This is a genomic window from Methanobrevibacter sp., from assembly GCF_036307625.1.
GTDB lineage: Archaea > Methanobacteriota > Methanobacteria > Methanobacteriales > Methanobacteriaceae > Methanocatella.
In genome coordinates this window covers 1-15,000 of sequence record NZ_JAXJXF010000115.1, presented here as the reverse complement: position 1 = coordinate 15,000, position 15,000 = coordinate 1, and the positions used below count along the sequence as shown (strand labels likewise).

The following is a 15,000-nucleotide window of genomic DNA, read 5'->3' as shown; positions in this document are numbered from 1 at the left end:
GTATAATGAAAAGTAAATAATAAAATCAATATTGTTTTCAGTTAAATGAAAATCAATATGAAAATTAGAAATAAATTTCAAACCAATGAAATTAAAAATATAAATATTAAAAGTAAAGAAATCAAATTAATCTTTGTTACATACCAATATAACATTGCTCATTGACATCAACAACACATCATCTTTAACTTCCCCAATCAGCAATGGGAATTAGGATTATGCAATTTATGATTATATCATACAAACAATGAATAAAATCAAAATTTAATAATTTAGCCAACACTCAAAGCATTAAAAAAAAGCAAATGAGAGATGACCTCTCATTGTTTTTTAATATTATTGTTTTTTATCCGCAGCGTTATAATTAACATAGCTGCTAACACGATGGCTAATCCATACATTACAGATGCCATTGCATTCTGGATAATTATATCTGCAGTATTCACAACAATACTATCTTGTCCCTCTATAGTGTCTAATTTTTGGAAGTAGTCATAGACCTCCTGATGGAATTGTTCATCTCCTGAATAATCAGGTGCATAGGTATCGACTGCAGTACTAATACCACCCATAACTCCAAGAATTAGAATTATTCCAATGATTGCTGTACCCAATGAGGAACCTAATGTCTCACCAGTTGTAATAATACCAGATGCATTATTTTGGCCTTCAGCAGGAACATCGAATAATGCAACATCCGCTGCTAAAGCCATCATAAAACCAATACCTGTCCCAAGTAAAAACTGTCCTGGAATTAAATCCAGCATGTTTACATTTAATTTAAATTGATAACTTAAAATCAGACATCCTACAATAGATATTATACATCCTATTGCCATGAGTGTCTTGTGATTCAGTTTTCCTATTAGTTTTGGAGTGGTCAATGAAAAAATAAACAAAGCCATAACAAATGGAAGTGAAGCCAAACCAGTATCGAATGGATTTAACTGCAATACAGTTTGGAAAAACAGAACCATTACAAAAAATGTTCCCGATATTACAATATTATATAATAACTTAATAGATGTACCTATACGCAAATTTTTGTCTCTAAATAATTCAACATCAAGCAATGGCACCTTGCCTGACCTTTTTCTTTTGAGTTCAAACCATATAAAGATTGCTAAGACTATCAATCCCAAAATTATCTCAATTATGCTGGTAGCAAAATCATTAGTCAGAGTCAAAATACCAAGCACAAGCAAAAGAAGACATATACCGGAAAGTATAGCACCAATAATATCAAGATCGCTTTTAGATTCAGTAGGCTTAAAATCAGGTATTTTATTTTGCATTACTAAAATAAATAAAATGAATATTAATTCAAATGCGAAAGTGTATCTCCAGCTGAAAAAAGTTGTAATAAGCCCACCAAGGAGCGGAGCTAAAATATCTGCAAGTCCTGCCATTACCCCGAGAGTTGCCAAAGCAATTGTACGCTTTCTGCCGGAATATATTCCGCTTATTATTGAAACTATGGCAGGCAGCATTAATGCCGCAGCAACACCTTTAATCGCTGCCCATCCGACAAAAAACATTGTAACACTTGAACTTAATACTGCAGCAAATATGCCTATACCAAAAAGTGCCGCGCCAATTACAAACAGTTTCTTTTTACCAACTATGTCCTGAAGTTTGGTACTGAACAGTATCAACGCAGCAGTGATAAGAGTACAAAACGACACAATCATTTGAATAGTACTAACATCAGCATTCAAATCAACAACAATTCGAGAAATGCTAACATTCATGAAGAAAGAGTCCAACACTATAATAAAGGAAGCACAAGCCACAACTATTAACGGAAACCAAGAACTCTCGTTAGCCTTTTCATTCATATTTATTAATCCTCCTAATTTTAAAAAATATTTTTACATGCTCTTTTAAACATGAACATAAGTATATTTGATTTCCCAACGATTAAATTTTTGGATGGAATTTTTACATAATACAGCAAGAACACCACAATTCTGTAAAATTGATTTTCAAATGCATTCTATGAACATCAAATATCAAAGGCCTAACTAAAAACTACATCAATCTAGTTTGAGCATCAATATAACTAGGTTCATTGACTTCCTTTACAACATCTCCCTCATTAACATCCCCAATCAGCAAGGGGGAATCAGGATTATGCAATTTTTGATTCCTTTTGACCAACTTCATGTTGCTGTTGGCATAACACAATTTACCAAATACTTATTTAAACAGAGGATTCCAAGAACTATACCTTAAATATTCAAAAGTACATAATCATTTTAAAAAATTTTAAATATTTTAGATATAATAATAGTAAATAACGAATTATATTTAGTTTTTTTAATTTTTGACAGAAATATAATTCATACATTAAATTGGTGATTTAAATGAATATTAAAAAAGTTGTAGTAGCTGGCGGAGGCGTATTAGGTAGTCAGATTGCTTATCAATCTGCATTCTGTGGATTCGATGTGACCGTTTGGTTAAGAAGTGAAGGTTCAATTGAAAGAGCAAAACCTAAATTTGAAAGATTATTAAACATCTATTTAGGCACACTCGAACAAATGAAAACTGATAAAACTGCATACTGCAGAGGATTCAGTGAAAAAACTGACCTAAGCAATGAAGAGATAGATTCATTAAAAGAACAAGCCCAAAAAGCATTTGACAGCCTTACATTAACTACAAGTTATGAAAAAGCGGTAAACGATGCAGATCTTGTAATTGAAGCAATTGCAGAAGACCCTAATCAAAAAATTCTCTTTTATGAGGAGTTATCCAAATATCTTCCAGAAAAAACAATTGTTGTAACAAACTCATCCACATTACTTCCAAGCCAATTTGCAGAATACACAGGAAGACCTGAAAAATATCTTGCATTCCACTTTGCAAATAACATATGGGCCCAAAACACTGCGGAAGTCATGCCACATCCTGGAACTGAACAAAAATACTTTGATGCCATTGTCCAGTTTGCAGAAGACATTAACATGGTTCCAATTAAAGTCTTAAAAGAACAACCTGGATACGTACTTAATTCATTGCTTGTTCCGTTTTTATCTGCAGGACAAGCCTTATGGGCTGAAGAAGTTGCAGAACCTGAAACAATTGATTTAACCTGGCGACTTGCTACAGGTGCACCAAATGGACCATTCCAAATTTTAGATGTTGTAGGTCTTGTAACTGCATATAATATTATCCTTATGGACCCTAGATCCAAAGACCCTGAGACAACCCAAGGTAAAATTGCCTTAAAACTTAAAGAAAAAATAGATGCCGGTGAAACTGGTATCAATGCAGGTAAAGGATTCTATGAATATTAAATAATTATATCATTTATTTTTTTTTTCTTTATATTTTAAAATCACAAGCCAATGATATAAAAATTACAAAAATTGGGTTCAAGATAAATAATTAACTTCCTCCATGGAGGAATTTCTTTATAATCTAATTTAATTATGTTGTTTTTAATTTTTTATAGTGATTACTGTACTATTTAAACCCAATACTCTAGAATAATCAATTTTATCTGCAATTTTATTTAAAACACTGATGTTATCAAATTTCAAATCATCATTTTCAACTACAGGATTAAAGTCAATTCCCATATCTTTAATAGATATCAATATGTTATCATCATTATTTCTAACAATAACATCAATTACATCAACATTTTCGTTGATATTAATTATATTTACAAGCATTTCTTCAATAGCTAAACCGACTAAAGCAGCGGACTTGTTTCCAGACAAATAATCCTGAACTTGATGAGCTAAATCAACAGCCTCTTTAACATTACCATTAATTGTATACTCAAATACCTTTTTATCATCATTATGCTTGTTAATAAAGAATCCAGTATATTCCCCATCGGTTTTTCTGTTTAGATATTTTGAATATGCAAAAATAAATAGAATTGTAGCTGCTTCAGCTACTGTAAATGAAATCCAAATACCATTTTCTCCAAGAATTAACAACAATATTACTGCTGACCCGCAAGGGAAAATCAATCCTTCCAGCAGTGAAACAATTGAAGAAACTGAATTTTTCTGAATAGCTTGAGAATAAAAAGTGAATAGGAATGTTATTGCAATTCCAACAAAACTAATTGCAAATATTCTCAATGCATTTAATACAGTAGGCACGAATGATGGATCTTTAACACTATATAACATCAACATTACATTCGGACAAACAATTATAATTAGTGAAAATACAAGACTTGAAATTAAAGCGAATCTTAATGATTTTTTAACAATATAAGAAACACTTGAATAATCTTCCTCCTTAAAGTAAACTGAAACAAGTGAAGACATTGTTTGAGATGCTCCAATTAAAAACATGTATAAAATAAATGTACTGTTGTCACAAATTGAAAATGCTGCTATGCCGGCTTCACCTACAAAAAGAGTAATTAAAACATTATAAATGTATATTTTGATTGTGAAATATAACTGTGTTGATGAACTTGGAAAACCTGATTTGCAAATTTCCTTAAACTTATTAATGGATGGTTTTACTTTTAATTTGATAAATTTCAATGTTCTTTCTGACTTGAAAAAATATGTTGAAATAAAAATGGATCCTACTGCATAACCAACTAATGTCGCCCATGCTGCACCACCAATACCTATCTTAAGAACACCCATGAAAATAACATCACAACAAAGATTAACAATATTGGCCAGCAGTATAGCTCTAAAAGCCAAATTAGGCATTCCATCAACCCTAACAAAATAGGATACTGACATCAAATAGCATAAAAAAGGTATTCCTAATAATATGACTGAGTAAAATGAGTTTACCATAGGCAATAATTGTTGAGATCTACATAAAATACTTAAAATATCATTTGAAAATATCAATCCAATGATTGTAATAATTATTCCAAATATACAAAGTGACGAAATAGATACAGAAAAATAACTGTTACTTGACTTATCATCAAATTCCGCTTTAGAAACAGAACAAAGGATGCTGCCTCCAAGTCCGATCATCCAATAAAACAAATTCACAAAAGTAAGCAGTGGTGAAACCAATTGTATTGCAGACAAATTGGCCACACCAACGAAGAAACTTACCAATATGGAATCTACAACCAGACAGATATTTCCAGCCATAGCTGTCAATAATGTTGGAAAGAAAAATTCCTTGAATTTACTATTTATTAACTTATGATTTCTTTCATGCACAAGATCACCTTACTCTAATCAAAAAACCCAAAGTCTTTAAGGAATTTGATGAAATTATAGAGGTATTCCTCAGATATTAAAGGCCAGTTTATACCTAATAAATGAGATACTTGGATTGTATAATCATTTTCATCTTTAACCCATATTTTCTTCTCTTTACCTTCTCCGATTGAAGTGATGAATCCTGAAATTCCCTCTTGCTTACTTTCATCCTTCATTGTTTCTTTAAATGACCTTTCATATTCTTCCTGGTCAACAATTTCAATATCGATATCTAAAGATTTGAAAATATTTAGGATATCTGCGAAGGTTACAAAATGATTATTGTATGGATGGAATACAACACAATTTTTTGGAGTCTTTGACAGTTCAACAATTGATTTTGCAGTTATGTCAATCTGACTTAGTTCAAAATTATTATTTAGCATTGAATATGGGAATTTGCCAATTGTAACAAATGATTTAAGCCTGTTGATGAAACCATTTGAACTAAAGTTAATCTGGAATTCACTATCTGAAGTCCTTGCCATTAAATTTCCAACCCTCATAATCTTAACATCTAACTGATCATCACATGCAGCCTGCAACACTGCTCTTTCAGCCAAGAATTTGCTGCCAAGATATTGATTGTCAACCTTCTGTCCAATGTATAAATCCTGTTCACAGTAAAGCCTATCTTCCGGAGGATAATTATTGATACTTTCACCTGCAGTACTTACAGTTGAAACCTGGACATATTTACATTTTTTTAACTTCGCAAATTCCAATCCGTTGAGTACACCACCATAATTAATATCTTCGATGTCTGTGCCTGATGAGAAATGTTTCACATTGGCCGCACTGTTTATTATTGTGTTAATATCATAGGGGATGAGTTTTTTGAAGTCTTCAAAGTCAGTTATATCCCCATCAACAATATGCAACCTATTATGGAAGAAATCAGCATAATCAGTCGAGAAATAATAAAATAATAATAATTTTAATCTATCTTCTCCACTTAGATTGTCTTTAGACCTAACAAGACAATATATGTTTCCAGTATCATTTTCCAGCAACTCCTGTAAAATATGAATTCCTAAAAACCCAGTGGCTCCAGTCAATAGGACATTGCCTAAACTATCACTGCATGATTCATTGAAGAAGTTTTTGATGTTGTTTTTCGCCAATAAATTATCAATTAAAGTGTAGTCATAATCAGCAATCTCATTTTTTACAGCATTATCATCGGATGAAATAAACTCAGCCAATTGCCTAGGAGTTGGATTTGCAAATAAATCCCCATAATTAATATCATACCCATTGTTTATTGCATTTATTGTAACTTTAGTTACTAACAGGGATGTTCCGCCGATTTCAAAGAAGTTATTGGTTACACCAACATTATCAATTCCCAATATTTCCTCAAAACTTTTTGCAAAGAATGCTTCGACTTCATTTTCAGGTGCAACATAATCCAAAGTCAATTCCGGTTCAGGCAAGTTTTTAATATCCGTTTTACCATTTGCAGTTTGAGGGAATGTATCCAATTGCATATATGCCGTTGGAACCATATATGGTGTCAATCTATTTGATATATTAGTTTTCAAATCATCTACATCAATTTTTTCAGAAGCAGTATAATAAGCACATAGATGTTCAATTCCATTAATCTTCTTTATCACAACAATGGAACTGTTTATAGAGCCATACTGTGAGATGACATTTGAAATCTCATCAGGTTCAATCCTCAATCCCCTAAGCTTGATTTGATTATCAATTCTACCAAGAATATATATTTCATCATCCAATTTATATGCATAATCACCACTGCGATAATATGGAATATTATTTATTGTTTTATAAACTTCAGCAGTCTTTTCAGGATTATTGTAGTATCCTTTAGTTACACATGGACCTCCAATATACAGCTCACCAACTACTCCATCAGGCAATAGTTTACCATCGACATCCCTTATGTCTGTGACAAAAGGATATAAAGCTTTTCCAACACTAATCCTATTCTTTCCATCAATTTTTTTCACATTACTTTGAATCGTGGTTTCAGTAGGTCCATATGCATTATACAAATCACATGGGAAATCTTCAAGTGCATCCAATAATTCAACAGAGAATTTCTCCCCGCCTATTGTGAATATTTTAAAACTACTTATTAAATCTTCAAAACAGTCAAATTCCAAAAATTGCAATAATCTTGAGGGTGTTGAATCCAACAATTCAGGTTTAGTTCTTTTGATTAAATCAGTAAGTTCAAAAACATCCTTTGTCTGTGAATCACTTGCAAATATCAACGTATTTCCAAATGACATGGTGCCCAGCAAATCAAGAATTGATGCATCGAATGAAACTGTTGTTAATGCAAGCACACGTTCAACACTGTTATAATATCTATAAGTTAAATTTCGCTCGTCATTAACAAGGAAATTTGAAATATTATTGTGAGTAACCATCACACCCTTAGGATTTCCAGTCGAACCTGAAGTGTAAATCATATATGCAAGACTGTCAGCCGGAATTTCAAGATTAGGGTTGCTTTCATCTGAAGATTCATTTAATAAATCTTCTATTCTGATTGCATTTTCGAAATCATTATCGGAAATTATCCATTTGGCCTGACAATTTCCACGAATATATTCTACACGTTCCTCAGGATAGTCATTGGCTAATGGTATGAATGTTGCACCAGATTTCAATATTCCCAAAGTGGCAAGCAATATATTACTTGTTCTTGGAAGCATGTGCAAGACCTTATCTCCTATTTTAACTCCCCTTTTAATAAGGGCATGAGCAACACGATTGGCTTTCCTATTTAACTGATCATAGGTAAATTCACCGTCACAACTAATTAAAGCAGTTTTATCAGGATGTTCCTTTACCCTGTTTTCAAATAATCTGTGAACGACATTAACATCGATATCTTCAAACTCGATTTCACTATCTTCGGAGATGATTGCAATATCCTTAAGCTTAATATCAGATAAAACATTATCATTTGCCATAAATTCCTTTATGATGGTTATAATGGAATTAATGAATGTAGATGCGTACTCTTCAGTATATAGTTCATCATTATAATCTATAGATATTTCATAATCATCATCGACTTCAATGACATTTAAACTGATTTTACAGGACATCAAATCATGGTCGATTGATTCTCTTGAGTATTTTTCACCATTTATAGATACCTCTTCAATAATCTTTCCATGAAATGCATATAAAAAATCAGTATTCAATTCGTATTTGTTTGCAATCTCAACATAATTATAAGAAGAATGGTTTAAAACATTTAGCCATATGTTATTGACAAATTCGAAATATTTTTTAATATCCATATTTCTATCTGTTTTAAATGCAATTGGTATTGTTTTAACTAACATACCAATCGTATTTTGATATTTAGGATTATTTCTACCATTGAACAGTGTTGATATTAGAATATCTTTATTTGATACATATTTGCTAAGAGTTAATACGGTCGAAGACATGAATAAAATGTTTGGACTAATTTTTTGATGGCTGCAGAAATCATCAACCATATTTTTTTCAATCCTTGATTTGACCACGGCAAGATTAGCATTTTCTTCATCCCCAGTAAGATTTGTAGTTAAAACCGTATTTTCATCAAAATCACACAGCATATCATCAAAGAACTTCTCACTTTTCGCATTATCTTGAGACAATTTGTAGTTATTTTCTTTTGAAATATACTCATAAGTGTCGGCTCCAGCATTACTCAGTCTGTCTTCATCTTCGTCATATATTGCTGAAATATCATTAAATAAAACATTAAGTGAAGTACCGTCAACAATTAAATGATGGAAATCAGCGAGTAAAACCGTATTGGATGGAGTTACATAAATTTTAAATCTGAATAATTGATTATCTATAATATCAAAAGGTTCGACAAACTCAGATATAACATCAGAAGTTATTTCATTTATTTCCTCAATCTCTATTTCATCAATTCCAATAGATTCATATTTGTGGTTAAGTACTTTGGCGCCATCGATGACAATTCTATTTTTTAAAAATGGATGTAAATCTATTGCTTTTATGATTGACTCCCTTAATTTCATTGCATCAATGTTTTTATTGAATGAAATCTTTTTTGGAAGATTATAACTGGTATTGTCGGGATTTTTAATGCATTCAAAATAAACTCCCAACTGGTTTGGAGTCAATTCATAATTCTCATTTTCAATACCCTCATCATCTTTATCGCAATTTTCAACAATTTTGGCTATTTCCGCAATGTTTTTTGACTTCATCATATCCATTATACTTACATCGACTTTTAGCTCTTCAGAAATCCTTGCAAGAAGCTGAATGACTGTAAGTGATGTAAAACCAATGTTGAAAAGATTGGTTGTAACACCAAAGTCCTCTTTGGAAATAATTTCCCTACACATATCCAATACACGTTGTTCTAATTCAGTAGAAGCCTCAACAACTTCCGTTATCTCATCATCAACTGATGGTAGAGGCAATTTTTTCCTGTCCAGTTTACCGTTAGGATTTAAAGGCAATTCATCCAAATGAATAAAGAATGTTGGAATCATATAATCTGTTAATTCCTGTGAAATGTCTTCTTTTAATTTATTGGTATCAATTTGTGAATCTGTAACATAATATGCACATAAGTATTCTGTATCATTGATGACCTGTACATTAACAAATACCAGGTCAATAGTGCTGTTTTTTAGTATGACGTTTTCAATTTCACCTGTTTCTATTCTCAAACCTCTAAGTTTAATCTGTGAGTCTGACCTTCCTACAACCACCAATTCACCGTCATCACGCCTATAGCCTAAATCACCAGTATTGTAATAAGGAATATTATTTCTTGTATAAAATACCTCTTCTGTTAACTCGGGTTTGTTCCAATATCCTGCAGAAACTCCTACTCCACCAAGTGCAATGTTTCCCACAATATTGTTTGGAAGAGGATTATTATCAATGTCCATAATTGAATCGATAGTGTTGTGGATAGGTTTTCCTTCAGAGACAAGGTTATCTTTCATCAATTTTGCATGAGATGCAACAGTTACCTCTGTTGGACCATAGGAGTTATAAATATCTGCATCAGTATACTTAACTAATGTAGGATATAATGATTCAATGAATTTTTCACCACCTATAGTGATAACCTTAATATCTTTTACAGCCTTTCTGAAATCATCAATTGTTAGATATTGCTGCAGTCGGGATGGTGTCGCTGACATTCCGTCAATTTCATATTCTTTAATTAACTTAGCCAATCTAATTGGATTCATTGATGTTTCCTCATCTGCAAGAACCATTGGAACTCCATTCATAACAGATGCGAAAGATTCACGCAGGAATGCAATAAATGAAGCGGTTGTTATGGATAACATTCTGGAAACCTCATTTGCTATTGCATTTATTGGTGAATTTTCGGGAGTTGGTTTAATATAATTTGTAATGCTGTCCTGCTTTATCATTACTCCTTTTGGAATACCTGTTGAACCAGATGTATAAATTAATAATGCAATATCATCATTTTTTAAATCCACTTTTGGATTTTGAGTTTTAACTCCATCAAGTAAATCATCAACATCAACTTCACCAGTAAGAGGATTATCAGATATAATCATCTTACATCCACTATCTTCCTGAATATGATTGATTCTCTCTTGAGGATACTTCGGATCCACTGGAATAAAAGAAACACCAGCTTTCAAAGCACCTATAATCGCTATCATCAATTTAGCAGTCCTATTTAATTTCAAGATGATTTTGTCATTTGTTTTTAAACCATTATCAATTAATGAATTTGCAAACACATTTGCTTTTGCATTAAGTTCATCGAAAGTTAAATTGGCGTCATTTGCATAAACTGCAATATCATCTGCTTTTTTAGAAGCAATGTATTCAAATTTATCTTTCAATAAGGGTTCATGGATGTCTAATATTAATTCATTTTCATTTTTAACTATTTCATTTTCTTCAAAGCTAGTTAAAAGTGAAACCTCTGAAGCATTTTGAGTTAAAGAATCCATGAATTTATTTAATACTAAATCAATGCTTTTGACTAATTTTTCCATCAATTCACAGGAATATAATTGGTCATTATAACGTATGATGAGATTGATGTTTTCAGAATCTTCTTCAACATATATGCAAATGTTGAATTTAGGATAATCAAGTTCTAAGGGTTCGATTTTAACTTTATTTCCATTTTTCAATACTTTCTCATCAAATAATCCCACTTGATATGCATAATAAATTTCCGGAACAAAATTGTATTCTTCAAATATTTTGGTAAAAGGATAAGATTCATTGTCAATTGTATCGACAAAAGTATCATTCACTGAATTAATATAATCCAAAACACTTTGATTGGTATCAATAGTCATTGCAATTGGAAGAGACCTTACAATCATTGCCAATGTTTTGAAATACTTCAGATTGATTCTTCCATTGGAAATTGTAGTTAAAAGCATGTCCTTAGTGTATGAGAATTTAGACAATGTTAAAAGAGTTGAAGATAAAAACAAGCTGTTTGGAGTTATGCTGTTCCTTTTGGAGAATTCAAAAATGTTTTCCTTGTTAATCGGAACTGAAACCTCTTTAAGAGATCCTAATTCTTTTTCACCGATTATGTCAGGTTCAATTGAAGTGACGTTTTCAATATCAGCCAGCCTGTCTTCAAAGAACTCTTTAGCTTTAAGGTATTTTTCAGTTCCTTCAAGTTCTTTTTCATCTAAAATAAAGTCGAATCCAGAACTGACTGCTCCTGTATTATTAACATCATCATATTCATCCAATAACTCATTAATAAATAGATTTACTGAAGTTCCGTCAAACAATATATGGTGAACATCCATAAGAAATACGGTTTTATCTTCTGTGTAATAAATTTCAAAACGATACAATGGTCCTTTAAACAAATCAAATGGCCGTGCAAAACTGTTTTTAATCTCATCTGTAACTAAACTTTCAAAGATATCTACAGCAACAGCTTCATCGTCCTGTCTTTTAAGATATGTTTTACCGTTTTCCTCAAATAATATGCTTTTAAGGTAAGTATATTTATTTACAAGATTAATAATTGAGCTTTTAAGTTTTTTCACATCAATGTTGGCTCCCAAATCAACGGCAGATGTTGTATTATAAATCAATTTGTCAGGATGTTTTATGGATTCAAAGTAAACTCCCAACTGATTTTGGCTTAAAGGATACAGGTCTTGCTTTTCATGAGATACCTCTGCAGATTCAACTGGAGTGTCAATTAAAGAGGCCAGGTTTTGAATGTCTTTTGATTCACTAAGCTCTTTAATACTGAGTTGCACTCCCCAATTGGATGCTATTTCATAAGCAATTTTTATTGATGAAAGTGAAGTCAAACCTAATTTAATTAAGTCAGTAGTGACACCAAATTTATCTGTTTTTAAAATTTTTGAGATAATTTCAAATAATTTAATTTCAATCTCTGTTTTTGGCTCAATAATTTCTCCGATATCAAATTCAGGTGTTGGAAGAGCCTTGATATCAACTTTTCCATTTAGGTTAAGAGGGAACTCATCCATTTGCATATAAAATGAAGGAACCATATATGGAGTCACTTTACTCTTAAGGAACTCATTTAAGTCATCCTCATCGATTTCGCCATCACTAATATAATAACATACAAGATTATCATTTCTAAGTTCAACAACAACATTAGTAATTGATGAAGAATAATTTAAAACAACATTTTCAATCTCCCCAGGCTCAATCCTTAAACCTCTAAGCTTGATTTGCCTATCGATTCTTCCTTTAACCACAAGTTCACCGTCAAAAGTGAAATACCCTTGATCTCTAGTGTGAAGCATTCTTTCATTTTCCCAACAATCTGAAAATGGATTTTCAACAAAGGTTTCATTAGTCTGTGTTTCATTATTGTGATATCCTAGAGCTAATTTTAAACCAGATGCAACAATCTCACCGGGAACCCTAATTGGAACGGGCATATTGTTTTTATCCACAATATAAACCCACGTATTTCCTGCAGGATAACCCACAGGAATCTCATCTAATTGAGATGCTTTTTTAACATCCTGATAAGCCATTACTAAAGCTTCAGTAGAACCATAACAATTAATTAAATTTGTTTTACGGCTTAAAATTGTTGGTGTTGCTTCTTTTAATCTTTCACCGGCTATGATCATATTCTTTGTTTTAATTTCGGTTCGCTCCAATATGGTTGCCCCTAGAATTGTAGGTAAAATTAAAGCATCAAGTGGAGTTACCTGTAAAAATTCGATTAATTCCGGAACATTCTCTTTCAAATGTTCGTTTAATATGATGCAATTAGCCCCTTTAATAAAAGAGGCATATGATACGACTGAAAACGAAAATGTTAAGTTAACGTAACATGCAATGTCCGAACCGGATGTTAAATATTTTGAAGAATATAATGCTTCAAGTAAAAAAGTGTAATGAGACACTTCAACTCCTTTAGGAGTGCCTGTTGAGCCTGAAGTAAAATATATTGCTGCTAAATCACCAGCAACCACAGTATTTGGAGATACCTCATCAGTGTTCAAATCCAAATCTTCAATGTATAAAATATTTTTGTCTTCAAATTGGGAAGTGAAATCAACACTTTTGGAAGATATAATATAATTCATCTCACTTTCTTCAATAATATAATCAATTCTGTCCTTTGGATATGTTAAATCAAGAGGAACAAAAACAGAACCATTTCTTGTAATTCCCATACATGAGACAATGTACATGGGAATTCTTGGAAGTAAAACACCAACACATTCACCTTTTTTAACACCCAAATTATGCAATATGGCTGATAAAGCATTAATATACCTATCAAATTCACCATAAGTTATATCAGTTATTGTATCGGAGACAGCTACTTGATCTGGCATTTTTAAAGCATTATTATGAATATAATTCATTATTGTTTCATTTTTATCGAAATCCAATCTATCTATTTTTGAAAATCTTTTTAACAAATCCATTTCATTATCCGAGACAATATTCAAATCTTTTAATATAATGTCCGGATTTTCACCCATACGTTTAATTAAATCCTTAATATTATCAATTAAAAATTCCATCTGAACTTGTGAAAAAATACTGTCATTATAAACGAATTTAACAGAATTTTCATCAAACAAACAGTTTAAAATAGATTTTTCATGAGGAACAAACTCCACATTATTATCCATGTTAAAAATAGAGTAAGCATGCAACAGTTCATTATCAAAAATATAATTTTCCTCTTGCAAATTATTTATCAATTCATCAACTTCCGATAATAAATAATTAACTGAACTATTCTCATCATACTTGATTTTTAGAGGAATTTCTTTATTATTTCTGTAAATTTTAAAAACAATCCCCTCAGATTGATTTATTCTAGATAAATAAACAGACATTGCTGAAATAAAAAAAGATTCCTGAATTTTTTTTTCAAAATTTAAAATAATTTGATTGAATGTTGATTCGTTCACATTAGGTATATTTGTTAAACAGTTATTATAGCCTTTTAAATTTTGCATAATACTCACCAGGTTTTAGACAATAATTAATATTATTATATATTCCATGATATTTAATATCAACTAATTGATAATTTTCATATATTTTAAACAAAATATTTAAAATTAATATACCTATATTCAATAACACTTATCAAATATTATTGAACTTCCCTGTCATGTTGAGAGGATTCACAAACCAAAAGTAAAAGTTATAAAAAAACTAGTGCAACTATCACATGAGTTTTCATATAATACCTCAATTATGTTAATTAATAATATTTTACTTTTTTAAATTATATATAATTAATAGCTACTTTTTCTTT

General features: G+C 31.1%; 5 protein-coding genes. 1 reads left to right on the top strand and 4 read right to left on the bottom strand.

What is annotated here, in order from left to right:
• Positions 1 to 320: 320 nt before the first annotated feature.
• Together UIB65_RS07485 and UIB65_RS07480 are read right to left on the bottom strand one after the other, a co-directional pair.
• Positions 321 to 1,838: an MFS transporter gene (locus tag UIB65_RS07485; RefSeq protein WP_330040669.1), complete on the bottom strand. Its 1,518-nt coding sequence runs from the start codon at positions 1,836 to 1,838 to the stop codon at positions 321 to 323.
• 193 nt (positions 1,839 to 2,031) lie between these two features.
• Positions 2,032 to 2,166: a hypothetical protein gene (locus UIB65_RS07480; protein ID WP_330040667.1), complete on the bottom strand. Its 135-nt coding sequence runs from the start codon at positions 2,164 to 2,166 to the stop codon at positions 2,032 to 2,034.
• A 200-nt stretch (positions 2,167 to 2,366) separates the two neighbouring features.
• Here UIB65_RS07480 and UIB65_RS07475 point away from each other — a divergent pair, with 200 nt between their 5' ends.
• Entirely contained in the window at positions 2,367 to 3,302 is a 936-nt protein-coding gene (locus tag UIB65_RS07475; RefSeq protein ID WP_330040666.1) for a 3-hydroxyacyl-CoA dehydrogenase, read from the top strand.
• Positions 3,303 to 3,446: 144 nt separating this feature from the next.
• On the opposite strand, the gene UIB65_RS07470 is transcribed toward UIB65_RS07475, so the two are convergent.
• Together UIB65_RS07470 and dltA are read right to left on the bottom strand one after the other, a co-directional pair.
• Positions 3,447 to 5,171 (bottom strand): MATE family efflux transporter, encoded by a 1,725-nt coding sequence (locus tag UIB65_RS07470; protein ID WP_330040663.1) that lies wholly within the window; start codon positions 5,169 to 5,171, stop codon positions 3,447 to 3,449.
• A 14-nt stretch (positions 5,172 to 5,185) separates the two neighbouring features.
• Positions 5,186 to 14,695: a D-alanine--poly(phosphoribitol) ligase subunit DltA gene (gene dltA / locus UIB65_RS07465; RefSeq protein ID WP_330040661.1), complete on the bottom strand. Its 9,510-nt coding sequence runs from the start codon at positions 14,693 to 14,695 to the stop codon at positions 5,186 to 5,188.
• Positions 14,696 to 15,000: the final 305 nt, after the last annotated feature.

Coding starts and splice junctions, on each gene's coding strand:
- UIB65_RS07485 (WP_330040669.1), bottom strand. CDS start 1,838: ATGAATGAAAAGGCTAACGAGAGTTCTTGGTTTCCGTTAATAGTTGTG.
- UIB65_RS07480 (WP_330040667.1), bottom strand. CDS start 2,166: ATGAAGTTGGTCAAAAGGAATCAAAAATTGCATAATCCTGATTCCCCC.
- UIB65_RS07475 (WP_330040666.1), top strand. CDS start 2,367: ATGAATATTAAAAAAGTTGTAGTAGCTGGCGGAGGCGTATTAGGTAGT.
- dltA (WP_330040661.1), bottom strand. CDS start 14,695: ATGCAAAATTTAAAAGGCTATAATAACTGTTTAACAAATATACCTAAT.